General features: G+C 40.2%; 19 protein-coding genes. 14 read left to right on the forward strand and 5 right to left on the reverse strand.

Annotated features, from left to right (window positions below; translation table 11 throughout):
* Window positions 1-189 precede the first annotated feature (189 nt).
* On the forward strand, window positions 190-1,398 hold the full coding sequence (locus ACFIKY_RS05065; RefSeq protein ID WP_375661494.1) for an MFS transporter: 1,209 nt from the start codon (window positions 190-192) through the stop codon (window positions 1,396-1,398).
* A gap of 426 nt (window positions 1,399-1,824) precedes the next feature.
* Here ACFIKY_RS05065 and ACFIKY_RS05070 read toward each other — a convergent pair whose 3' ends face one another.
* Window positions 1,825-2,196: a helix-turn-helix domain-containing protein gene (locus ACFIKY_RS05070; RefSeq protein WP_375647308.1), complete on the reverse strand. Its 372-nt coding sequence runs from the start codon at window positions 2,194-2,196 to the stop codon at window positions 1,825-1,827.
* A gap of 1,014 nt (window positions 2,197-3,210) precedes the next feature.
* Between ACFIKY_RS05070 and ACFIKY_RS05075 the strand changes: the two genes are divergently transcribed.
* Complete coding sequence (locus tag ACFIKY_RS05075; protein ID WP_375661495.1) at window positions 3,211-3,351, forward strand: hypothetical protein; 141 nt, start codon at window positions 3,211-3,213, stop codon at window positions 3,349-3,351.
* A 968-nt stretch (window positions 3,352-4,319) separates the two neighbouring features.
* Here ACFIKY_RS05075 and ACFIKY_RS05080 read toward each other — a convergent pair.
* On the reverse strand, window positions 4,320-4,652 hold the full coding sequence (locus ACFIKY_RS05080) for a hypothetical protein (RefSeq protein ID WP_375655678.1): 333 nt from the start codon (window positions 4,650-4,652) through the stop codon (window positions 4,320-4,322).
* Window positions 4,649-5,245: a DUF3472 domain-containing protein gene (locus tag ACFIKY_RS05085; protein ID WP_375644527.1), complete on the reverse strand. Its 597-nt coding sequence runs from the start codon at window positions 5,243-5,245 to the stop codon at window positions 4,649-4,651. The genes ACFIKY_RS05080 and ACFIKY_RS05085 overlap by 4 nt, the downstream gene beginning before the upstream one ends.
* Before the next feature lie 480 nt (window positions 5,246-5,725).
* Here ACFIKY_RS05085 and ACFIKY_RS05090 point away from each other — a divergent pair, with 480 nt between their 5' ends.
* From ACFIKY_RS05090 to ACFIKY_RS05110, 5 genes are all read left to right on the forward strand, one after another.
* The gene (locus tag ACFIKY_RS05090) at window positions 5,726-5,956 is read left to right on the forward strand and encodes a hypothetical protein (RefSeq protein WP_375661496.1); all 231 of its coding nucleotides are present in this window, start codon (window positions 5,726-5,728) and stop codon (window positions 5,954-5,956) included.
* A 25-nt stretch (window positions 5,957-5,981) separates the two neighbouring features.
* The gene (locus tag ACFIKY_RS05095) at window positions 5,982-6,107 is read left to right on the forward strand and encodes a hypothetical protein (protein ID WP_375661497.1); all 126 of its coding nucleotides are present in this window, start codon (window positions 5,982-5,984) and stop codon (window positions 6,105-6,107) included.
* Between the two features lie 69 nt (window positions 6,108-6,176).
* Window positions 6,177-8,756, forward strand: coding sequence for an ATP-dependent chaperone ClpB (gene clpB / locus ACFIKY_RS05100; RefSeq protein WP_375661498.1), 2,580 nt, complete (start codon window positions 6,177-6,179; stop codon window positions 8,754-8,756).
* Between the two features lie 862 nt (window positions 8,757-9,618).
* The gene (locus ACFIKY_RS05105) at window positions 9,619-9,771 is read left to right on the forward strand and encodes a hypothetical protein (RefSeq protein WP_375661499.1); all 153 of its coding nucleotides are present in this window, start codon (window positions 9,619-9,621) and stop codon (window positions 9,769-9,771) included.
* Window positions 9,772-9,801: 30 nt separating this feature from the next.
* Window positions 9,802-10,773: a hypothetical protein gene (locus tag ACFIKY_RS05110; RefSeq protein WP_375661500.1), complete on the forward strand. Its 972-nt coding sequence runs from the start codon at window positions 9,802-9,804 to the stop codon at window positions 10,771-10,773.
* A 173-nt stretch (window positions 10,774-10,946) separates the two neighbouring features.
* Here the strand turns inward: ACFIKY_RS05110 and ACFIKY_RS05115 are convergent, their stop codons facing one another.
* Entirely contained in the window at window positions 10,947-11,318 is a 372-nt protein-coding gene (locus ACFIKY_RS05115) for a helix-turn-helix domain-containing protein (protein WP_375661501.1), read from the reverse strand.
* A 1,972-nt stretch (window positions 11,319-13,290) separates the two neighbouring features.
* On the opposite strand from ACFIKY_RS05115, the gene ACFIKY_RS05120 reads away from it, so the two are divergent.
* From ACFIKY_RS05120 to ACFIKY_RS05130, 3 genes are all read left to right on the forward strand, one after another.
* Window positions 13,291-13,491 carry a DNA polymerase gene (locus tag ACFIKY_RS05120; protein ID WP_375661502.1) on the forward strand — a complete coding sequence of 67 codons (201 nt, stop codon included), beginning with the start codon at window positions 13,291-13,293 and terminating at the stop codon, window positions 13,489-13,491.
* A 540-nt stretch (window positions 13,492-14,031) separates the two neighbouring features.
* On the forward strand, window positions 14,032-15,267 hold the full coding sequence (locus ACFIKY_RS05125; protein WP_375661503.1) for an MFS transporter: 1,236 nt from the start codon (window positions 14,032-14,034) through the stop codon (window positions 15,265-15,267).
* A gap of 163 nt (window positions 15,268-15,430) precedes the next feature.
* Complete coding sequence (locus ACFIKY_RS05130; RefSeq protein ID WP_375661504.1) at window positions 15,431-15,553, forward strand: hypothetical protein; 123 nt, start codon at window positions 15,431-15,433, stop codon at window positions 15,551-15,553.
* A 1,152-nt stretch (window positions 15,554-16,705) separates the two neighbouring features.
* Here the strand turns inward: ACFIKY_RS05130 and ACFIKY_RS05135 are convergent.
* Window positions 16,706-17,077 (reverse strand): helix-turn-helix domain-containing protein, encoded by a 372-nt coding sequence (locus tag ACFIKY_RS05135; protein WP_375661505.1) that lies wholly within the window; start codon window positions 17,075-17,077, stop codon window positions 16,706-16,708.
* 1,112 nt (window positions 17,078-18,189) lie between these two features.
* Between ACFIKY_RS05135 and ACFIKY_RS05140 the strand changes: the two genes are divergently transcribed.
* From ACFIKY_RS05140 to ACFIKY_RS05155, 4 genes are all read left to right on the forward strand, one after another.
* Window positions 18,190-18,531, forward strand: a complete 342-nt coding sequence (locus ACFIKY_RS05140; protein WP_375661510.1) for a hypothetical protein — start codon at window positions 18,190-18,192, stop codon at window positions 18,529-18,531.
* A gap of 698 nt (window positions 18,532-19,229) precedes the next feature.
* Complete coding sequence (locus ACFIKY_RS05145) at window positions 19,230-20,591, forward strand: PBSX family phage terminase large subunit (protein ID WP_375661506.1); 1,362 nt, start codon at window positions 19,230-19,232, stop codon at window positions 20,589-20,591.
* Window positions 20,591-22,432, forward strand: a complete 1,842-nt coding sequence (locus ACFIKY_RS05150) for a portal protein (RefSeq protein WP_375644530.1) — start codon at window positions 20,591-20,593, stop codon at window positions 22,430-22,432. The genes ACFIKY_RS05145 and ACFIKY_RS05150 overlap by 1 nt, the downstream gene beginning before the upstream one ends.
* A 306-nt stretch (window positions 22,433-22,738) precedes the next feature.
* Window positions 22,739-23,512: a hypothetical protein gene (locus tag ACFIKY_RS05155; protein WP_375647321.1), complete on the forward strand. Its 774-nt coding sequence runs from the start codon at window positions 22,739-22,741 to the stop codon at window positions 23,510-23,512.
* Window positions 23,513-23,648: the final 136 nt, after the last annotated feature.

The following is a 23,648-nucleotide window of genomic DNA, read 5'->3' on the forward strand; positions in this document are numbered from 1 at the left end:
GTCATTCGCAAAGACGCAGATTAAGTTCAATCAATGATGAAAGTTTTAATACATATCTAAGACTTAGCACCAGTGGTTTTGTAATTATAAATTGCTTTGTTGCGGAAGGTCGTTGATGCCTTTAGGGTGTGAGGGAAGAATTGATAATCCAATCAGTATTGCTAAGGAAAAAGAGGGGGGCGTGTTTTAGTGCAAATAGACGGGGCAACAAACAATCGCTTGTTGGTGCTTTTGCTGGGTAATGGCATGGTGTCATTTGGGGGCTGGATTGATTATATCGTGATTTTGACCGTATCTGTGTTCATCTGGAAAGCTGATCAATATGATGTCGCTTTCATTGGAGCGGCAACATTATTACCGGGTATCGTTCTGTCTAAGCCAATTGGAATGTTGGTAAGTCATCGTTATATGATACATTGGTTGCGTGCATCGTTGTTGTTACGGGCGTTATGTACTGTCGTTTTATTGATGGCGACGAGTCTGCAGGGATTTATTATACTGGCAGTTATTCGAGCGACATTCAATAGTCTAGCCATTCCAGCAATTTTCGTTCTCAGTGCAAATTCTGTGCCTGAACACGAACGTACTCGTTACTATTCTGTGCTTAACATGATCAATAGCATGGCGAAGATGATAGGACCTGCTTTGGGGAGTACGCTCTCTGCGTTTTTGTCAGATACATATACTTTATTGTTTTCTGGATTTCTGACGTTGCTAGGCTTTATAGTGTTTTGTTGTATTGGTGCACAACCTGTCTCGTCGCTCATAGTAAAAACAGCGAACACCATGAAATCACAGCATAGGCTTTATGGGACAACTTGGTATGCCTATGTGGCGGTGATGTTTGTGTATTTTGCCATGATCTTTATGGTGAATAATCAGTTGCCTGTCATCCTTAATGCACTGAAAATGAATAAACAGGCTCTTGGGATGTTGGTATCTGCTTCAGGGATTGGTAATTTTTTATATGGGTTTTGGAGAGTGAAACAATCAAAGCATAAACCCCTTACAGGCAAAATATCAGAGTTGTTAATGCCTGCAATGTCAACAATGGTTTGTTTTGTAATGATTTCAGTGTGCTTTTTTTACTTGGATTTACTCCGTATTGAAACTTTGTTTTTCTGTTCTTTTCTTGTTGGAATGGTTAGTGCCTACTTTTCCATATCTTCTAATGTTTATCTGGTAACCAATTTCAATGAACAGATTGGGTTGGCTTCTGGATGGGTGCAGTCTATACAAAATTTAGCTATGTTGGTGGCTCCCTTTGTTGGAGCGTTTGTTTTAGGTCACACTTCGGCTGGGCAGTTGTTCCTTTTTTCTGGATTGAGTGGGTTATTCTGTTTATTGGGTATCAGGATATTGGTAAGCCGTTCTTTGTTCATTATTCATTCTGAATGATTGGCTCATCAACGAAACATGTGTTGTAAATCATTTTTCTGAGATTTAGAGGACGTGGAGATAATCCAACATAGAGCAGCTTTTTCAACGTTATAAGCTCAATCTTTTGATTTTTACTTAACCGCTCATATGTTTTTTTCGGGGCTTTGCCTTCTTGACACTGTTCTACCGTCTCATAAACTCAAGCGGAGACATGGTTTTGAGTAACGATTGCACTGTATTGAACCCTGTTATGCTACGAATAGTTAAACTTTCAACCCCAGCCACTGATCCTCAATCAGCTTGGCTTGAAGCAATAACGGAAACAGAAAATGAGCTATAGTATAAATTATCCTACATGCCGTAAAATATCACTCTTTGAGGGGTGTGGTGATATCAAGTATGGGAAATTTTAGGCAGGGGGTATGTTAACTGTTGTGCTTTTGCTTAATCAGAAATCAACCACAAGATTGCTTTTTGTTTTTTCGCTTTGAGCTCTCTAAAATTTTTCAAAAGGGTGTGTTCTTTTTCGCTATAGGTTTCTTGATCGTGGTGTAAGAGAGTGTCTTTTATTGAGATATCTTCTTTTGTAGCAAGGTCTGCATAAAAAAAGCTCATGGGAACATCTAGTTTTTGGGCGATTTCCAGTAAACATTTGGCACTTACACGATTAAAGCCTTTTTCATACTTTTGGATTTGTTGGAAACTGACGCCTAAATGGCTCCCTAATTCTTTTTGGGAAAGCCCTATTGAAATGCGTCTGTGACGGATTCTTTTGCCTATCAAAATGTCGATAAAATGTGGATTTTTAGTTGGCACTTAAAGCCCCCCTCCGGTTGCGAGCGCCCTCGCATTGGTATTCCGGGAGGTTGGATTCACTGAACTTAAACAGTCTCTTGTTTTTAGTGCTGATAGCACTTGGACATAACAAAAGCCCCCGGAATTTCCGGGATAGCCATAATTGTTTATGTGTTAAGTTTTAAGGAATCCAACTCCTTATTGACCGTTGCGTGGACGATCAAAAACACAGATCAATTCATAAAGTAGTTTCAGGAAATTGGCAAGAAAAATTAAAATAATATCAAAGACTATAAGATTGGGTACTTTTTAAAAAAGTGCGAAATATGGATTATAAATCGCGTTTTTTGCTTAATCAGAAATGTCGATAAAATGTGGATTTTTGGTTTGCACTTCAAGCACCCCGCTGGGGGCGAGCGCCCTCGCATTGGTATTCTGGGAGTCAAAATACTGAGCTCTAGTCAGTTTTTTTGCTTTTAGTGCTGGTAAGCACTTGGACATAGCAAAAACTCCCAGAATCTCAAGATATCCGCAAAGTGGGTTTGTTTTTACGCTAGAGCTTAGGGCTTGTTTTCCCTGTTGATCGCTGCGTGGACGATCAAAATATCTTTTAAGTGATAAAGTAATTTCAGAAAATTGGCAAGAAAAATCAATATGTCATAAAACGGCGTTATTTGGAGAGGCGATGATATCAGGCATATCAATTTATCAAGGTGTTTTTTAGAGTGTGATGAATATTTAGGCTGGATTTCCTTGTCTGGTCTGATGAAACAGTTTCGTTTGAGGAGTGGGTGATCTGAAGTTTATAGGGGGTGTTGGGTAAGAAGTTAAATTGTAGAGTATTGTTTATAGAGCACTGCGGAGTGGTGAACCTTTCATTTGGTTGCATTCTGTGAATGTGTAAAAGCGTGAAAACGTATATCCGTACAATGATGCGGAGGATTTGTGGATTTATGCATTGTGCATGTTTTCGGGTCATGTTGGGATTTTGTCTGGCGTGGAATGCGGTGAGATAAATGGGGAAAGAGTCTGTGAATGGAGGAGAAGTTGGGAGGAAGAGAGGTGTTACGCGCGTTGGTTGGAGAAGAGTGTGTGGGGAATATTTTAGGGCATGGCTTATCTGGCGTGTTTGATGAAACAGTCTCGTTTGAGGTGTGGGATAGCCATATGAAATAATCAGCAGGGGAATCTGATAGACGGGAAATCAGATTGTTTACAGAGTGGTGCGTGGGGTGCTGGTTTGGAAGTTTCGTTGGCTTCGTTCTGTAAAGATGTAAAAGCGTAAAAATGTATATCTGTAAAAGTGAAGCGAAGGACTTATGGATTTGATTGATGCATTGTGCGTGTTTTTGTCATGTTTGGCTTTTGTCTGGCGTGGAATGTGTTGACAGGATTGGCGAGCTGGAGGGTGTGCAGACTGGAAAGGAAATGAAAGAATGCTGTTAGGGGCGTTGGTTGGAGAAGAGTGTGTAGGGGGAAATGGGGGAATGATCTGAAACGAATGGGTGGTCAGTGGTGGAAACTTGCTATGCAAGCATTTGAATTATTTACAGACTATTGTTTATAGAGTGGCGTGGGGTGGTGGTTTGGGAGTTTCGTTGGCTTCGTTCTGTAAAGATGTAAAAGCGTAAAAATGTGAATCTGTAAAAGTGAAGCGGAGGATTTGTCCTTTGTGTATGCTTTTATCATGGCATGGAATGTGGTGAGATAAATGGGGGGTGAAGAGACTGTGAATGGAGGGGGGAAAATTGAGATGAAGAGGGGTGTTAAGTCGTAAGTATATGACGGCGAGGAAGGGGTGTGTGGAATGGAGGATGAAGAGAGTGCGTATGGACAAAGAGAGGGGGTGGATAAGAGGCGGGTGGTGCAAAGGGATGCGTGAAGGATGGTGTAAGGATGATAGAGAGGGAGGTGAGGATTCTATTAAAAGGGTGTTGTGGTTTTGAGAGGAGGGTGAGAGTGGAGAAAATGTGCTGGAAAGCATGGTGATGAGGTAAGCTAAAGGGTATGGGATGAGAGAAGGGGCGGAAAAAGGAACTAGAAAATGGAGAAAAACAGTGGTGGGGAAATGAAAAAAGCTACCTCACCTCCCCTTTGTTTTCAAAGGGGCGTGAGGAATTTATGTTTTATCAAGAAGAAAAAGCTTAGTTTGCTTTCATAATTTTCCAAGTTTTTCCATCAGACATATACATGATTTTTTGGCCTGTGGTTACTTTTCGTATCTCATGATCGGTACGAATTGAGGAACTTGAAGCTGCGCGGTTGTCTACGAAGATTGATTTCCACATAAATGGGCCGGGGAGTGGGAAAAAGATATTGGGTGCCCAAGCACCATCTTGTAAATGAACGACGACAAGCTCTTCTTTTTTCAATTTATCCGAAATAGTTTGTGCAGAGAGGTCTTTCCCATTGGAAATGGGGACTTTCGGCTCAGCTGTGGGGGAGGCTAAACCTCCAAGGTCGCTTATACTATTCATGCACTGAATTTACATAATATTTGGACGACGTGAGGATCTTTACAGTGTCCTTCAGCAGAGGCATTTATGAACGCTTGGTATTTGTAATCAGCTATAGGGCTGAAAAAGGTGGAACTTTGTGGACTTAACACATAACAGGAGGAAAGATGCCTCTTCCAACGAGAATGGTCTTCAACAAAACTCGAAGATTTATAGAGTTTGCCAAAAGTTTTTGGAACTTCGATAACACCGACTATTGTTGCTTTATCAGCTATAAGGTCGATTATTGTTCCTGTAACTAGATTTCCATTCTTGGAAACATCCAATCTATATCGATGTCCAATTTTCCAAGGAAATTCAATATCACAGCGTACTCCTGAGCCCTCATGGGTAAAATGTTTACATTTCTCACTCTTCCATCCTGTGGCATTCCGGATAGAAAAGTGAATGGTGCGGGTGCCTCTGTTGAATAAACCAATATAGCCACTTTTTCCATTTTTGAATTGAAACTCGTTTCCCCAGAAATAGATGGAATGAGGTCCACCATCATAAGTTATTTGCTGAAAAAAAGAAAATGTATCAAATGACCTATTTTGAGACCATGTGTGTTGCATCGTGACAACTTTACCAGCAAAAACAGCGTAGCTTGGCTTGCTTATGAGACAAAATAGAATAATTATAAGAATATTTTTTACTTTACTGTACAAATTAACCTAATTTCATTTAATAAATTTGAAATGATTCCATAAATAGAAGTATATTTAATGTATTTTAAATAGAAAATATAATAAATACTTTTTATTTCACTCTTAACTACATGTCGTAAAATACGCTTTTTAAAAATCAAAAGGTGTATTTGCTTTCATTTAAATTCAATTCATTAATAATGATGTACTGATGTTGTGGTTTTACTTGTGAGGCTGTGCTGGAGGGGGCTGTGATGGTGGGGGTTGTGATGGTGGGGGTTGTGATGGTGAGGCTGTGCTGGTGAGGTTGTGGTGGTGGGGTTGTGATGGTGGGGCTGTGCTGGTGAGGTTGTGCTGGTGGGGTTGTGCTGGTGGGGGGTGTGATGGTGGGGCTGTGATGGTGAGGTTGTGATGGTGAGGTTGTGGTGGTGGGGTTGTGATGGTGGGGCTGTGCTGGTGGGGTTGTGCTGGTGGGGTTGTGCTGGTGGGGTTGTGCTGGTGGGGGCTGTGCTGGTGGGGCTGTGCTGGTGGGGCTGTGCTGGTGGGGGGTGTGATGGTGAGGCTGTGCTGGTGAGGTTGTGGTGGTGGGGTTGTGCTGGTGGGGCTGTGCTGGTGGGGGGTGTGATGGTGGGGTTATAGGGGAGTTGCAGTTTTTATTTAAATAATGACAGTGCGCCTTTCTCTCCCTCTTGCTATAGGGCTTGTGAGGACCCATATTCTTTTTAGCACTACGGTTCTTCTTCATGCGGCATCATTTGCGGTGTTTGGTGGGGATTGGTCGGTCCTTTGAAGATGTCTCTTTTGTGGAATGTTGGGGGAGTTTAAAGTGCGGCGGTGGCTTGAGATTTAAGGAAAAAAAATGAACTTGGAAAAATATAGCGAACGGTTGCAAGGTTTTTTACAATCAGCACAAAATAGTGCCCTCTCTTCTGATCATCAGCAATTTATGCCGGAGCATCTGTTGAAAGTGCTGTTAGACGATTCTCAAGGGTTGGCGGCATCACTGATCCAAAAAGCGGGTGGTGATCTTACTCTTATTCGAAAGGCGCTTAACAAAGCACTTGATGCTTTGCCAAAAGTGCAAGGGGGGAATGGACAGCTCTATTTGTCTCAGCCATTGGCAAAAGTCTTTAATATGGCTGAAGATCTGGCGAAAAAAGCCGGTGATCAATTTGTGACTGTGGAGCGTGTGTTGCAAGCACTGATCATGGAAAAGACCGCAAAAACCGCTGATGTTCTCACAAGTGGAGGGTTAACAGCGCAAGCGCTTAATCAGGCTATTAATGATTTGCGGAAGGGAAAAACAGCAACAAGCCCCCATGCCGAAAGCCAATATGATGCTTTGCAAAAATATGCTCGTGATTTGACAAAAGATGCTCGTGAAGGAAAACTTGATCCTGTTATTGGGCGGGAAGAGGAAATCCGCCGCACTATTCAGGTGCTTTCACGGCGTACCAAAAATAATCCTGTGCTGATCGGTGAACCAGGGGTGGGGAAAACAGCTATTGTTGAAGGGTTGGCATTGCGCATTGTTAATGGTGATGTGCCTGAAACTTTGCGTGATAAACAGCTTCATGCGCTCGATATGGGAGCGCTTATCGCTGGTGCAAAGTTTCGTGGGGAATTCGAAGAGCGCCTCAAAGCGGTGCTGGCAGAGGTGCAAGCTGAAAATGGACAGATCATTTTGTTTATCGATGAATTGCATAATCTCGTGGGGGCAGGAAAATCCGATGGTCCTATGGATGCTTCCAACCTGCTAAAACCTGCTCTCGCACGCGGAGAACTCCATTGTGTGGGGGCTACGACTTTGGATGAATATCGAAAATATGTTGAAAAAGATGCTGCTCTTGCACGCCGCTTCCAGCCTGTCTTTGTGCCTGAACCTTCTTTAGAGGATACTATTTCTATTTTGCGCGGTATTAAAGAAAAATATGAACAACATCACAAAGTGCGCTTGGCAGATAGTGCTTTGATTGCGGCGGCGCGTTTGTCTAACCGCTATATTACGGATCGTTTCTTGCCTGATAAAGCTATTGATCTTATCGATGAAGCGGCGGCACGGTTGCGGATGCAGGTCGATTCAAAGCCGGAAGAACTTGATGCACTTGATCGGCGTATTTTACAGTTGAAAATTGAACGTGAAGCTTTGAAAACAGATGTCGAGCCAACAGCAAAAGAACGTTTGAAAAGCGTGCAGGATGAACTGAAAATATTGGAACAACAGTCCGCTGAGATGACAACGGCTTGGCAGGCTGAGAAACAAAAATTAGGGCATGCTGCTGATTTGAAAAAACAACTTGAAGAAGCACGCAATGCTTTGGCTATTGCACAGCGTGATGGACAATTCCAAAAAGCTGGAGAGCTCGCTTATAGCGTTATCCCTGAACTCGAAAAACAATTGAGCATCGCTGAAAATGATGACCAACAAAATCATCTCGTTGAAGAAACGGTTACTGCTGAACATGTGGCACGGATTGTTTCACGCTGGACCGGTATTCCTGTTGATCGAATGCTGGAGGCAGAACGGGAGGCGCTGTTGCGGATGGAAGATGAAATTAGCAAACGTGTGATTGGTCAAGGCGAAGCTGTTCAAGCTGTTTCTCGCGCTGTACGCCGCGCGCGCGCAGGGTTGCAAGATCCCAATCGTCCGCTTGGCTCTTTCATGTTTTTGGGTCCTACTGGTGTGGGGAAAACCGAATTAACCAAAGCTCTGGCCGCTTTTCTTTTCCAAGACTCCAATGCCATGTTGCGCATCGATATGTCTGAATATATGGAAAAACATGCTGGGGCGCGGCTTATTGGGGCGCCGCCTGGATATGTTGGATATGAAGAGGGAGGCGTGCTGACCGAAGCCGTACGAAGAAGACCTTATCAGGTCATTCTGTTCGACGAAATTGAAAAAGCACATCCTGATATTTTTAATCTCTTGTTGCAAGTGCTCGATGAGGGACGTTTGACCGATAGTCAAGGACGTACCGTTGATTTTCGTAATACCTTGCTGATTATGACTTCTAATCTTGGCGCTGAATTTTTAACCGCTTTGCCTGAAGGACAAACAACTGATCAGGCAAAAAATGATGTCATGAATGTCGTCAAAGCGGCTTTTCGTCCGGAGTTTTTAAACCGTATTGATGAGATTATTCTCTTTCAAAGATTGCAACGCCACGATATGGAAGCGATCGTCGATATTCAGATAGAACATTTGCAAAATTTGCTCAATGAACGCAAAATAACTTTGCAAATCGAGCCAGAGGTGAGGAAATTTCTTGCCGATAAAGGCTATGATCCTCTCTATGGTGCACGTCCGCTTAAACGGATTATCCAAAAAGAAATTCAAGACCCACTGGCGGAAAATATCTTGTTTGGAAAAATTCACGATGAAACAACGGTGAAAATTATAAAACAAGGTGATCGGTTGGAATTTTTGCCTGAAGATTAAGTTTGAAGAAATTCACGCTATAAAGGGCGGTGATAATCCTATTGTGTGATAAAACACCGCTCTTTGAGGTGTGCTGATTTAGAAAAATTCACGATGAGACAGCGGGTGTTTTATTGCAAAGCAAAGGGAGTGGTCGGTGTTTTTGCATATTAAATGAGTGTTCTCGAATATCGTAGGATTCTTTTATTTCTGTTTGTAGTGAAAACTATTTTCTTGCAATGTAATGAGTGAAGTCACAAGCGGGATTGCTTTATTGCTTTGTGCGTAAAAGCGTTAAAGAGAAATGCCGTTTATCTGCCGTAAAACATTGCTCTTTGAGGGGGCTGATCTGTGGTATGGGGAATTTTAGACGAAGATATTTTGACGATGGATTGGAGTTTTGCTGTTTAAGCAAAAGGTGGAGGATGCGTAAAATGCACGGTTCTCTCATTTTTTCGGTGACGTGCGTTTTTCTGCTTTAAAATTTTGCTAAAAGTTTTTTAAAACTGTTTGATTGATCACAACTCTATGTTGGTGGCTAATAGATGATGGAGCATGATTATCTGCACAATCAAGTTTGCTCCTTTGCAGTTTTTTTAATCAAGATAAAGACTTGAAAAACAAGACCCCTAACCTGTTTTTGGTTAAAATTTCCGCTATTCGTTGTTATAAAAGCAAGTTTAAGTGAAGGTGTATATTAAAAATATCATCTATATCTTAATTGATTTTACTTTACTTTACTTATTTACCAATAAACTATAATATGGTAAATACTAAGTAAAACAAAAAGATAATGAACTTTTTTCAAGAGTTTTAATAAAAACTGTATTGGAGTTTATTGATCAAAAGGATCATTTGAAATTTAAATGGGGGGTATAATCTCATGAAATTAGCCACAAACTTAGCCACAAACAAGGAAATAATTAACAGCTGGTTTGCAAAGGGCGTTAAGAGTTACAATTGGCGTATTCCAGAAGGCTTAAAGGATTTCTATGAGGATAGGAAAGATTCGTTAATAAGTGATGCTGAGCTTTAACAGGAGATTTTGGAGTTTTTAATACGGGATGTGTCGTTAACACCGGATGATTCCAATCCATTAAAGATGTTTCTTGAACAAGGCTTTTCTTTTAGTGAGGAGCAAGGGGAGGGAGTTTTTGATACTATTAGAGGTGAGCATTCGATATTTGTTAAAAGTGGAGAAAGCGTTGATCAATTTGAAGTGAATGATCCAGAAATTAAAGCATCATCTATACCGTACAAACGAGAAAATTGCTATCCATTTACGATGACGTGTGATCGAAGAGAGCATGCTTTTAGAGAAGAGTGTGGGCTGGACAATCTTTTAGAAGAGATCAGATCGTCTGTCCGAGAGCAGGATAATAGTGAGAGCTACAATTGGTTAGAAAAGCTTATTGATCGTGCATTAAACAGTGAAGTTGCACCGTTACAAGAAACACAAGAAATCTACATTCCAGACATTCGTGATCTTCGTTTAGATGAAAAATCATATGAGCTCGCTATAAAAATCATTCGACAAGCAGTCAACTGTCTTGGGATTCCCTCACGTTTGTACAATGCTTGTTATTTTCAAAAAGCTTGTTCTTTGCGTGATCTTGTATTCATTTTTGGCATAGATGCTCAATTTGGCATAAATGATCAAGTTCTTAACGAAGTCATGAATATATCGACAGTTTGTGACGCTAAAAATAACCTTTTAAAAGTACAAAATTTTGGTGAGAAAAATAGCGATGTTATTGGTCTTGCTATGTCAAAAAAAGCGATATCTATCGATGACTTAAAAATAAAAAGGTATAGCGAGTTTGATCCAAACAATTTGCGCACGAATATCTTTTTTCATATTTGGCAATCGTCATTATTTCGTCCGTTTGAAACAATGATTGTCTTTAAAGCAGGGACTGATGATCAGATTGAAAAAACAATAAAAAGGTACGAAGGCGCCAATGACATGAAGTTAAAAGAAGAAGCAGAGAAAGAAGCTTTAAAAAGAGTAGCTTTGAAAAGAGTAAAAGCGCTATAAGAAAGACTAATTGAGGCATTCAAAAGTCATTGGAAAATTATAAGTGACAACAAAAATGCAGCTGATTATCCTCCCTTCCATAAAACATTGCTCTTTGAAGGGGTGTGGGGTGCTGGTTTGAATGTGACTTAGGGGGGATATGAATGGAATAATGTTGATCGTTGCGCTGTTGCTTAATCAGAGATTAGCCACAAGATTGCTTTTTGTTTTTTTGCTTTGAGCTCTCTAAAGTTTTTCAAAAGGGTGTGTTCTTTTTCGCTATAGGTTTCTTGATCGTGGTGTAAGAGAGTGTCTTTTGTTGAAAGATCTTCTTTTGTGGCAAGGTCTGCATAAAAGAAGTTTACGGGGACATCTAGTTTTTGGGCGATTTCGAGCAAACATTTGGCACTTACACGATTTAAGCCTTTTTCATATTTTTGGATTTGTTGGAAACTGACGCTTAAATGGCTTCCTAATTCTTTTTGGGAAAGTCCTATTGAAATGCGTCTATGACGGATTCTTTTGCCTATCAAAATGTCGATAAAATGTGGATTTTTAGTTGGCACTTCAAGCCCCCCTCCGGTTGCGAGCGCCCTCGCATTGGTATTCCGGGAGTCTAAAAGTACTGAACTCGAATCAGTTTTTTTGCTTTTAGTGCTGGGAAGCACCTGGACATAGCAAAAACTCCCGGAATTCCGGGATATCCGCAAAGCGGGACAAATTCATGTACGAGTTTTCGGGCTTTTAGCTCCCTATTTGACCGCTGCGTATACGATCAAAAACACAGGTCAATTCATAAAGTAGTTTCAGGAAATTAGCAAGAAAAATCAAAATAATCTCAAAGACTATAAGATTGGGTACTTTTTAAAAAAGTGCGAAATATGGATTATAAATCGCGTTTTTTGCTTAATCAGAAATGTCGATAAAATGTGGATTTTTGGTTTGCACTTCAAGCCCCCCCGCTGGGGGCGAGCGCCCTCGCATTGGTATTCCGGGAGCCTGAAAGCACTGACCTCGAATCAGCATTTTGCTTTTAGTGCTGAGAAGCACCTGGACATAGCAAAATCTCCCGGAATTCCGAGATATTCGCAAAGCGGGTTCGTTTTTACGCTAGAGCTTAGGACCTTTAACCCCTCTTGATCGGTGCGTAGACGATCAAAATTACACTTTAAGTTAAAGGAATTTCAGAAGATTAGCAAGAAAAATGAAAACATTTTCTATTCTATTACGCCGTAAAACACGGCTCTTTGAGGGGGAGTGAAAAGCTGGAATATTTGAGGGCAGGGCTTGATTTGTTGAGCCTGATTAAGTGCTGTTGTTTGAGGGAGATTTGAAGTTTAAGGGTACTAGGCAAAAAGCTTTGTTCGTTTGCAGAGCAGTGCGGAGTGGTGGTTTGGAAGTTTCGTTTGGCTTCGTTCTATGAAGATGTAAAAACGTGAAAATGTGAATCTGTAAAAGCAAAGCGGGGGATTTGTGGATTTATGTGTAGTCAAGATGATTTTAAATTTAAAGTACTAGGTTATTCAGCTAGTAAAGCAGAATTTCCTAGTACAGAAAAAAGACTAATACTGTACAAACAGTTCTATATTTTGATGATAAAAAAGTTCTATTTGTTATAGCAAGAACAGCTATTCGAGATTTTTTTTGATATTGTCTCTAAATTTGGAACTACCAGCCAAAATATGGGTCTAATTTATCAGTAAAATTAACTAAATCTAGTAACAATAATAGAGCTTACTATGTAATAAAATACACGGTATTGCTAATGAGACTTGACTTTAAAATAAGAATGCAAGTTCAATTTTCTAATCCAGAAACAAAAAACTTATGAGTTTAAAGATTATGAAATTTTAAACAGATATTTTAACACTGAAAAATTTATTAATCTATTACAAGAAAAAGCAGGAGCTATAATTACATTAACATAAAAATAAGCCCTCTGCTGTAACAGAGGGCTTTAAAAGCGGAAAAAATTCTCAACATTGGGGAAACAATGTCAAAAAAATCAAACTTACAAAATTTAAAACATCTTATAAATTATGCAAATTCACATCTTAGTACTTTATAGATATAAAGGCGATGGAGGAATTCGTACCTTCGGAAACCGTCACTACTAAGAATGTGTGTGAAGCTAGCAGAGAATTAAAAAAATGGCAAGCAGAAAAAAAGTTTAAACAAAAAAAGAAAACTTTGCTGTTCGTGCCCATAAATATAATGAATCAATTCCAAATAGTGCTTTTTATTGTAAAGCGTATCCAGAAACTGAAAATCAGTTAATTCACTACAATAAATATAATAAAAATTAAACAGAAATATTGTTAAAGATAGAAGTTCTAAAAGACTGATTTAAAAAAATAATTTCTCAAAAGCTAAAGATGATATCATAAAAGATATGGTTAAAAGACATTTTATTAAAAAAGGATATTTTAAAAAAAATACGATACTTTACCAAGCCCTGTAATGAAAAATTTATCGGGAATTACAAAAGCAACTTTTTAACACCTACTTTAGAATTAAATGATGATGAGATATTAAAAAATGCATATAAAGGTGGGCTTTGTTTTTTTAATCAAGAAATGGGGACATATATATAATGGAATTGAAGTATATGATGTTAACAGTATGTACCCAGCTATGATGTTAAAACTGTTACCTATAAGTAATTCTATCTACAAAAAAGACGAAATATTCACAAATTCATATTGTACGTGTTTTTTGTCATGGTATGGAGTGGTGTGAGGATTGGGGGAAGAGTTTTCTTGAATGGAGGGGGAAGTTTAGAGGAAGAGGGGTGTTAAGTTGTTAAGTGTGTGATGGGAGAGAAAAGGGGGAATGGAGGATGAAGAGAGTGCGCATGGATAGGAGGAGAGTGGGCTTGATTTGTTGAGCCTGACGAAGTGTTGTCGTTTGAGGGGCGGTTGGGTGTAAGCTTTGTTCTGTGGGGAAAGCTGCTTTTTGAAGTGGGGTTGTAGACCAGTGCTGGTTGGGAATTTTCATTCTTTGAGATGTGGGCTGGAAGTCAATATAATAATATAGCAGATTTTGATCTCATAATTTTTACATTCTTTCTTTTTTTTAAAGCAAATAAGAAAGAAAAATTAATATATTACTTGATATTAGTCTAAATGCTTATATCAAGAGGAGTATTTCTTTAAAAATTTTCACTTAACTTATTAAGCGATTTGTTAGAGTAAACAAATCTTTTGAAGTTCATATCACCAATTGTATTGAAGGGAATGCAACTTTAACTGTAGAAAAGTTTAATATCGGATGGTTGATATGAATTTATTTTTAAAAAAGAGTCCTTTAGCTCTTTTTTCCTCTCTCTTTATTTCTAAAGTTGGTGATTATGCTTATGAAGTTGTTTTTATTTTACTTGTCTTAGAATTAACAGATAACATCTTGTTTACAGGTCTTGTGTATTTTTTTCGATTTATCCCTTTTCTCTTTTTTGGTCCTATAGGAGGTTGGTTAGCTGATAATTTTTCTTTGAAGAAAAATATGATCTTAAGTGAATTTGTTAGATTATTAGCCTCATTATTCGTTTTTATAACCACTATAACAGGGACTGCACATATTATTGTTCTTATTTTCGCAGCAATATGTACAACGATAGGAAGAAGTATTTTCCAACCAAGTTTTCAAGCTGCTATTCCCAGAATGTTCTCAGTAAAGGATCTGACAAAGGCCAATAGCATTGCACAAATTATAGAGGAAACTGCATCCGTCATGGGTCCTTTAGTTTGTTCCCTACTGCTTTTTTTAGCAAATAAATCGGCAGTACTCATTTTTGATTTTTTTACCTATTTTATATCTATTATAGTGTTATTTAATCTCATGAATTTAAATTCAAATGAGAATAAATCATTCAATTTTATAAAAATTTATCGAGAAACAGCTTCCTATCTTAAATATATTTCTAAAGAAAATAATAATTTATTTATTACGCTCGTTGGCTCGTCGTTTGCTATTCTCTTTACTGGTGCAATTTTAAGATTTTTAATTCCAGCTTTTGTCCTCTCTATAGGGGGAGAGGAAAGCCTTGTTAGTTATATTTTTTCTCTCATGGCTGTTGGAACTATTGTTGGTGGTTTGTTATATCATAAAATTATATTCAAGATTACATCGTTGAAGCTCATGGTATTTTGGCTTCTTTATGGGGTTATTCTGTTTGTTATGCCCTTAGCTGCAGAACTTTATTTAAAACTCCTTCTCGTGTTAGCATTTGTTTTAGGATTTATTGGTGCATTTGTGGATATTAGTTTAGTCTCAGCTATTCAATTATACTCTCGTCGTGAAGATTTTGGTATGAGTTTTGGAACTTTTTCAACTTTAGCGAACTCTGCGGAAGCAGTGTCTGGCTTTATTGCTGGACTTTTTGCACTCGTGGGATTGTTAAGCTCCTTTTTAGCTATGTCTGCATTAATTATTTCCACGGGAATGATTGGCATTTTAAAAATTAAGAAAAATAAAGATACAACATCTCTTAACACGACAGTAGATGACGACCATTGATATATTTAATATCTCCATGCCGTTTCTTTTTTCTAAGACGGTTCGTTAATTATCCTGTTGTAATGTAAAAACATCGCTCTTTGAGGGGGGAGTGAAGAGCTAGAATATTTGAGGGCAGGGCTTGATTTGTTGAGCCTGATGAAGTCCTGTCGTTTGAGGAGGGGTGTCTGAAGACTGTGGGGAGCGCATTGGCTGGGCAAAAAGCTTTGTTCGTTTACAGACCAGTGTTTATAGAGCAGCGTGGGGTGGTGAATCTTTCCTTTGGCTTTGTTCTGTAAAGATGTAAAAGCGTAAAAATGTGAATCTGTAAAAGTGAAGCGGAGGACTTATGGATTTATGTATTGTGCGTGTTTTTTGTCATGGTATAATGATAAATCCATTGAGCACTCCTATCTTTACGCTTGTGAAGAAGCAAGCCGGTATCATCATTATATTTGCTAGCTCGTGGGTGTTGGCTACAGCCCTTGGCACTTGAGACGGTTCATAAGAGCTATTTTTATTCCTTTCTGAATCGTTTTTTATCCACACGGGCTCTCCCCGCTTTTGACGTGCAAGCGAATGATTTTGATTGATTCAACATGGGAGAGATTTGAAATGAGAGAATCTTACGATGTTTGGAACTCTCAATCAGTATCAATAATGCTAAATTATTTCTTATAAATCAATATATTGTTATGGTATGGAGTGGTGAGAAGGAGGGGATGAAGCGAAGAGTTATGCAAACTGGAGGGGAAATGAAGAGTGCTGTTCGTGTGTTGGTTGGAGAGGAGAGTTTGGGAATAGCTGTGAACAGATTGAAAGGAGGATGTGTAAAGAGGTGATGTGTAAAGAGATGTGAAGAGAGAAAAATAGTGGTAGGCTTTTATATTCTATGCGGAATTTAACAATTATATTTGCGTCTATATTTGTATGGGGGATATCCGTGAAATGGGTATGAGAAGCATTGAGAGATGTTTTTTTAATAAGTGGGTGAATGAGAAATACAATGGTAATCTTATTTAGAGGGGTAATCCTATTTAGAGGGGAAATCCTATTTTAGCTCTTGTTGTTTTGGACATTGTGTTTTTTATGAGAGGCGTTTTGCTGGAACGGCGTTTTGCAAGAGAGGTGTTTTGAGGGATGTGGCTCCCTTAAAGAAAAACACAAAAATATAAAAAGAAAAATATAAAAACTTGACAAGGTAAATGTAAAAAGGTATCATAATGATACAATCGGAATTGTGCGTTTAAATCAGAGAGATCTCTTGATAGAATTCTGTGAGAGGGGTGGGGATGTTTTCCCAAGGTTTTGGTGTTTGTTATCCTATTTTGAAGTTTGTCATCCTATGATGTCGTAAACCGGTGCCGTAAACCGTTTTTTGAGATGTGGTGGTATCAGGCGGGCAAGGCTTTAGGCAGAGGGGGATATTGGCGAGGGATGTCGATAGGTGTGCTTTTGTCTAATCAGAAATCAACCACAAAACTGCTTTTTGTTTTTTCGGCTGGAGTTCTCTAAAGTTTTTCAAAAGTGCGTGTTCTTTTTCGCTGTATGTGTCTTGATCACGCTGTAGGAGAGTTTCTTTTGTGGGAATATCTTCTTCTGCAAAAATATCAGTATAAAAAAAGGTAATAGGAACTGCTAGTTTTTTAGCAATTTCGAGCAAACACCCTGCGCTTACACGATTGGAGCCTTTTTCGTATTTCTGGATTTGTTGGAAACTGACACCTAAATGGCTTCCTAATTCCTTTTGAGAAAGCCCCATTGAAATGCGTCTGTGACGGATTCTTTTACCGATCAAAATGTCGTAGAAATGTGGATTTTTAGTTGGCACTTCAAGCCCCCCTCCGGTTGCGAGCGCCCTCGCATTGGTATTCCGGGAGGTTGAAAATACTGAACTCGAATCAGCTTTTTTGCTTTTAGTGCTGACAAGCACTTGGACATAGCAAAAACTCCCGGAATTCCGGGATACCCGCAAAGCGGGATAAATTCATGTACGAGTTTTCGGGTCTTCAACTCCCTATTTGACCGTTGCGTGGACGATCAAAAACACAGATCAATTCATAAGGCAATTTCAGAAGATTGGCAAGAAAAATCAAAATAATTTCAAAGACTATAAGATTGGGTACTTTTTAAAAAAGTGCGAAATCTGGATTTTTAGTTGGCACTTTAAGCCCCCTGCTGGGGGCGAGCGCCCTCGCATTGGTATTCCGGGAGTTTGAAAGCACTGAACTCAAATCAGCTTTTTGCTTTTAGTGCTGACAAGCACTTGGACATAGCAAAAACTCCCGGAATTCTGGGATATCCGCAAAGCGGGATAAATTCATGCATGAGTTTTTGGGTCTTCAAATCCCTATTTGACCGTTGCGTGGACGATCACAAACACAAGCTCATCAATAAAGTAGTTTCAGAAGATTGGCAAGAAAATTAAAATATTTGCTATACGGTTATAGTGTAAAATAGAGATGTTTGGGGGCGGTAATCTGATGTTAGTAGGGTAAGTAATCTGATGTTAGTAGGGGAATTTATTGGGTAAGAGGTTGGATTATAGTTTAAAACCGGTGCGGGGTGGAAGCTTTATCCTGCAGAGGAAAATTTGCTTTTTGAAGTCAAATTGTAGATCAGAGCTTATCTGGCGTGTTTGATGAAACAGTCTTCTTTGAAGTGTGGGATAGCCATATGAAATAATCAGCAGGGGAATCTGATAGACGAGAAATCAGATTGTTGACAGACCCGTGTTTACAGAGCGATGCGGGGTAATGGTTTGGGAGTTTCATTTGGCTTTGTTCTGTAATGATGTAAAAGCGTAAAAACGTTGATCTGTAAAAAAGGAGCAGAGGCTTTGTGCTTTGTGCGTGTTTTTTATCTTTTAGGGTGTGTCCCATTTTTTTAATTGCTGGTTGCTTTTGAGGTTTTGGTTTCTCTTTAGTTGGAAGGAACATGATGATGGTAGATGAACATTGTCTTCCCTTACGTCGAAGAGGGCGGAAAAAAGGGGCTTTGAATAAAACAACAAAGCGATTTAATGAAGCTCTTCTGACAGCGGCGGAGCAGGCTGGCTATCACTATGGTGAAGATGGGTTGGTGTCTTATCTTCAGTATCATGCTCTGAATAATCCCGTACCGTTTTTTTCGCTTCTTGCAAAAGTGTTACCTCTTCAAGGGACTGGAGAAGGGGAGGTTAAAACAGTTTCGCGTATTGAGATTGTACCAGTGAATGCAAAAAATATCGAACCGGAGAAGCGTGATTTTTCAGCAACGGAGGCTTGTGATATTGAAAAATGTTAGGCTGAGGTGGATGATGCGGGGTGATGTCTTGCGAGGGGGCTGCTTTGGTGATTGCTTGTCTTGAGGGGATTGAAGCGGAGGCTTATCGTCTTTGTAGGTGCTCGTGATACTTGGCTTGGGTGAATGATGCCTGAGAGCCATGTGCTGGAGGAGATTTGGTGCAGGGTATTTGTGTGGTGGATATGGGATAGTGTTTTGATGGGCGAAGGGCGTGAAACTTGAGAGAAGTATTATGCTTGCGGGATGCATGTGTTTTGGTGGGGGTATCGGGGATAGACAAGTGTGAGGATTGGGGAAGCTTGAGAGGCATGATATTGGAGGATGTTGGGCTTTGGGGATGCTTGAGAGCCATGTGTTGAGGCTATGATTTGGTGGGGGGATGCCGTGCTTTGGTTGGGGGATGACAGGGCGCGGTGTTTGAGGGGTGGGGACCCTTGGGATTTAAGGACCCTTGGGGGGGCGCATATCGTGTATATGCGGGGTCAAAGCGGTCAAAGTGGTCAACGCGGTCCAAGGGGGGGCTTCATGCAAAAAAGTGAAATTCATTGCGTATTAGGATGAAGAGAAGATAAAGCGCTGCTTTTGAGAAGGGCGTTTTTCGTTCCAATTGCTCTTTTCCTTCAATTGCTCTGGGATAATTAAACTTGGGATAAGCAAAAGGGTGAAGCGCAATTATTGCTAAAGTATGAAAATTTATAATGAAAATTGTTCAGAAAATTTCTCAAAAAATAGAGCAGAAAACGGCTCAAGTGGCTCTTATTCCAAAGCTTATTCCTGTTTTTACTGGAAAAGCAGATGTGCGAGCCGCTTGGGGAGGACGGGGCTCTGGAAAAACACGTTCTTTTGCTTTGATGTCGGCTGTTGTGGGATATCGCCATGGAATGGCTGGAGAACGCGGGATTATTCTTTGTGCAAGGCAATTTCAAAATTCTCTCAATGACAGTTCTTTGGAAGAAATTAAACGCGCTATCGAATCTTATCCTTTTTTACAAGACTATTATGAAATCGGCGATAAATATATTAAGTCAAAAGATGGACGGATTGTCTATGTGTTTGCTGGGCTTGATCGAAATATCGCAAGTATTAAATCAATGGGGCGCGTTTTCCTTTGCTGGGTTGATGAAGCGGAGCCGGTCACTGAGACTGCTTGGCAAACCCTCATTCCAACTTTGCGCGAAGAAGGAAAAGATTGGAATGCAGAATTATGGGTCACATGGAACCCGTGCCATGAAAATGCACCCGTGGAAAAACGTTTCCGAAATGTCGATAATCCTCATATCAAAGGGGCAGAAATTAATTGGCGTGATAATCCGCAATTTCCTGAAAAACTCAATCGTGATCGAATGGACGATTTGCAGCAAAGACCAGAGCAGTATAACCATATTTGGGAAGGCGAATATCTCCAAGCTGTCCAAGGGGCTTATTATCAGAAATGTCTTCTCGAAGCTGAAATGGAAGGGCGGATTACCACCGTTCCACGTGATCCTTTGATGCAGGTGAGAATCTTTTGGGATATCGGGGGAACAGGAGCAAAGGCTGATGCTACCGCATTGTGGGTTGCGCAATTTATTGGACGGGAAATTCGAGTGCTCGATTATTATGAAGCCCAAGGACAGCCTCTCTCAGAGCATGTGGGCTGGGTCTTTCAAAGGGGATATGAAAAGGCTCTCATGGTTTTGCCCCATGATGGCGCAACAAAAGATCGTGTTTATAATGTGAGTTTTGAAAGTGCGCTTCAACAAGCTGGGTTTCAAACTAAAGTGATTCCTAATCAAGGAACAGGCGCTGTGAAAATGCGTATCGAAGCCGTAAGGCGATTGTTTCCTGCACTATGGTTTAATCGTGAAACGACATGTGCGGGCAGAAAAGCACTCGCTTGGTATCATGAAAGGCGCGACGAACAGCGCAATATCGGACTAGGGGCTGAACATGATTGGGCTAGCCATGGGGCCGATGCCTTTGGACTGATGTGTGTGGCTTATGAACAACCAAATGCTAGAGCGCGAAAAAAAACTTATCGCTCGTTTCACCATTCTCAAACTTCATGGATGGCTTTTTAATGAATATTTCTACAGATTCTTCTTTTGATCAAATCGAAACGCTTGAAAATCAAGCTCTCTTTAAAAAACTCGTGGGGTGGTATCAGGATGATATTGCCCATGTCGAAAAATGGCGAAAAAATGCCCAAGAAGATTACGATTTTTATAATGGACGGCAATGGAATGAGCAAGACTTGGCTGCCTTGCACGAACAAAATAGACCGGTCATGACTTTTAACCGTATTGCGCCTTTAATTAATGCCGTGATTGGGGCTGAGCGCAATAATAAAAGACAAGTTCAATTTATTCCACGACAAGAAGGAGCAGCCTTTGCAAACCAGATTCTGACAGGGGCAGCTGAGTGGTTTCGTGATGAAGCCGATGGGGAATACGAAGATTCCGATGCCTTTCAAGATGCAATTATTTGCGGAATGGGGTGGACAGATACACGCCTTGATTATGAAGAAGATCCACAGGGAAAACCAATTATTGCACGCTTAGATCCTATGAAAATGGTGTGGGATGCAAGTGCTGTTAAGCCTAATCTTATTGATGCACAACGCTTGTGGTATATTGATGAAAAACCTCTTGCTGTGGCTCAGGAAATGTTTCCTAATGTTCATTGGAGTGATCTTAATGCTGATTGGGTTAAACATCAGAGTTTTTTACATTCATCCAGCAATGGGATGACACAAAGTTATCAAGCTGAGAGGGGATATCAGGGAGAGTGGGAAGAGGGAGGGACCTATCAACGTCCTAAAATGGTGACATTGGTAGAATGTCGCTGGTTTGAACGCGAGGTGATTTATAAAGTTCTCGAGCCTCAAAGTGGAAAGTTTATCGATTATTCAGAGCAGGATTTCCAAAATTTAAGCAAAACCTTTCCTCATGTTCAAGCAACAAGGTTGAACAGAAAAATTGTCAAACGGGCATTTTTGGGCAGAAAGCTGCTCGAAGCGCCTGATAAGCCCTTGGTCCCACACAATCAATTGGGATGGGAATGTATTACCGGTACTTTTGATAAGTTAAGCCGGCACTTTTACGGACTTGTGCGCCCTACAAAAGATCCCCAACGGTGGGCAAACAAATATTTTAGTCAAGTGATGCATTTGCTCAATAGCCAATCAAAAGGCGGAATTATGGCAGAACGCGATGCTTTTGATGATGATCGACAAGCCCTCGAGAGTTGGGCTAGAGCCGATAGTATTACTTGGTTGAAAAGTGGTGCTGTGTCTGGGGGAAGAATTCAGCCTAAACCCGTGGCACAATTTCCGCAAGGGTTTTTCCAATTGTTTAATGAAGCAAAGAGCGCACTCGAACAGGTGACGGGGTTGTCTTCTGAATTTATTGGGACAAGAGCTGTCAATCAGCCTGGCGTTCTTGAACAACAACGGCGACAATCGTCACTTAATCTTTTGGCTTCCTTTTTTGATGGGTTGCGTCGATATCGGCAACGACAGGGGAAAATTATTCTCTATCTTATTCAAAATTATCTGTCCGATGGGCGGCTGGTCCGTATTGCTGGTGATGAAAATGCCCAGTATGTTCCACTGACACGCGAAATGGTGACAAGTTTGGAATATGATATTGTTGTGGATGATGCGCCAACAAGTCTTAATGAAAAAGAGCGTACTTTTGCACTGATCATGCAATTGCTTCCTTTGATGCAAAATTTTGCAACGCCTGAGATTATGCTCGATCTCTTACGCTATTCGCCTTTACCAGCCTCACTCATTCATAAAATTGCGATAAAGGCGCAAAATTCTCTTCAAGAAGAGCAAAATGCCTCAGCGCAGATGGGGGGTAATATGGGAACAGAGCAGATAATGCAGATGTTGCAGACAGTAAAGGCTCAACAATAGGATGCTTTATGATGCGCTCTTTCAGATGAATTTCATCTATCAGAAGTTGCTTATCTAAACAATTTCCATAGTTACCCATGTTGCTTATGTCGTGCAATGTCGCCTCTCTTTATCTCAGAAGAGCTGTTTTATTGGACAGTGTGTATTGGGGAAAATGTTCGATAGTGTTTTGTCGTCATGGTGGGGGAGCCATGTGGGGGAATGTTGGAGCCAAAATGATGGGTAAGCATTGAGGGGATAAATGCTCTCAGGCTGTTTTATCTGAAAAATTTAATTTTATTGTTAAAAAAAGAGAAGGCTAATGTCATGGATCAAGAACACTTAACGCCGGCAGAACAAAACCAATTGAAACAGGATTATCTGCTCTCAACACAAGAGGGAGAAGACGGTGAAATTGGAAGAGAAGAAAAAACTCTTGAAGATAATTTTCAAGGGCAAACGCATCAAAAACAGTATTCTTCGCAAAAGGCTGGAAAAGAGGTTCAAGGGGGAGAAGATGCTCCACCAGATCCACAAAAAGACTTTATGGGCTATATGCAATGGTTGGGAAAAACACTCCAAAAACAAGGACTTGTTAATGAAAAACAACAACCTTCTCTGGCTCGCGAAGCAGAACAGTTGCATGCGTTTTTTCAGCAGTCTGTTGCAAGTGTTAAACAAAAGCATGATGATTTTGATCAAGCAGCTGATTTTATTTATGAAACGCGGGCTAAACAGTTGGCAGCTTGCGCTTCGCTCTATCCTGAGATGGCAGATCCCAAAAATATTGATGCGTTGATTGGCGATGAGTTGAAGCAGATCTTGCGCGATTGTGCGCAAAAAAATCAAAATCCGGCTGAAGTGATTTACTCTATTGCACAAAAAATTGGCTACACAAATGTTCCCAATAACATGGATGAAAATTTACAGGAAAGACACAATTCTGCACGTACACTTGCTGCTTATAACGGCTTGACGCCAAATGGGCCGATTTCTTTGGAGATGCTTGATAAAATGTCAGAAGCAGAGTTTAGCGCTTGGGTTTCTGATCCTAAAAATAAAGCTGCTTTTAATCGTTTAATGGGGGGAAGAGAATTTTAAAAATAAAAATGCGGGGGGTGTTTTTTGCAGGGAACGTGAGAGGTTTTTAGCGCAGGGAATGCGGGGGATTTCTCAAAGCACGGATGTGGTGAGGAGAGCTCTTATAAGGGGGAGGCAGACGCTAACAGAAATTAGA

Source organism: Bartonella sp. CR127HXZ (genome assembly GCF_042194555.1).
GTDB classification, from domain to species: domain Bacteria; phylum Pseudomonadota; class Alphaproteobacteria; order Rhizobiales; family Rhizobiaceae; genus Bartonella; species Bartonella grahamii.

Excerpts from the sequence above, each read along its gene's own strand:
- ACFIKY_RS05075 (WP_375661495.1), top strand. The coding sequence starts at position 3,211 with ATGGAGGAGAAGTTGGGAGGAAGAGAGGTGTTACGCGCGTTGGTTGGA.
- ACFIKY_RS05080 (WP_375655678.1), bottom strand. The coding sequence starts at position 4,652 with ATGAATAGTATAAGCGACCTTGGAGGTTTAGCCTCCCCCACAGCTGAG.
- ACFIKY_RS05085 (WP_375644527.1), bottom strand. The coding sequence starts at position 5,245 with ATGCAACACACATGGTCTCAAAATAGGTCATTTGATACATTTTCTTTT.
- ACFIKY_RS05095 (WP_375661497.1), top strand. The coding sequence starts at position 5,982 with ATGACAGTGCGCCTTTCTCTCCCTCTTGCTATAGGGCTTGTGAGGACC.
- clpB (WP_375661498.1), top strand. The coding sequence starts at position 6,177 with ATGAACTTGGAAAAATATAGCGAACGGTTGCAAGGTTTTTTACAATCA.
- ACFIKY_RS05105 (WP_375661499.1), top strand. The coding sequence starts at position 9,619 with ATGAAATTAGCCACAAACTTAGCCACAAACAAGGAAATAATTAACAGC.
- ACFIKY_RS05120 (WP_375661502.1), top strand. The coding sequence starts at position 13,291 with ATGCATATAAAGGTGGGCTTTGTTTTTTTAATCAAGAAATGGGGACAT.
- ACFIKY_RS05125 (WP_375661503.1), top strand. The coding sequence starts at position 14,032 with ATGAATTTATTTTTAAAAAAGAGTCCTTTAGCTCTTTTTTCCTCTCTC.
- ACFIKY_RS05140 (WP_375661510.1), top strand. The coding sequence starts at position 18,190 with ATGGTAGATGAACATTGTCTTCCCTTACGTCGAAGAGGGCGGAAAAAA.
- ACFIKY_RS05145 (WP_375661506.1), top strand. The coding sequence starts at position 19,230 with ATGAAAATTGTTCAGAAAATTTCTCAAAAAATAGAGCAGAAAACGGCT.
- ACFIKY_RS05150 (WP_375644530.1), top strand. The coding sequence starts at position 20,591 with ATGAATATTTCTACAGATTCTTCTTTTGATCAAATCGAAACGCTTGAA.
- ACFIKY_RS05155 (WP_375647321.1), top strand. The coding sequence starts at position 22,739 with ATGGATCAAGAACACTTAACGCCGGCAGAACAAAACCAATTGAAACAG.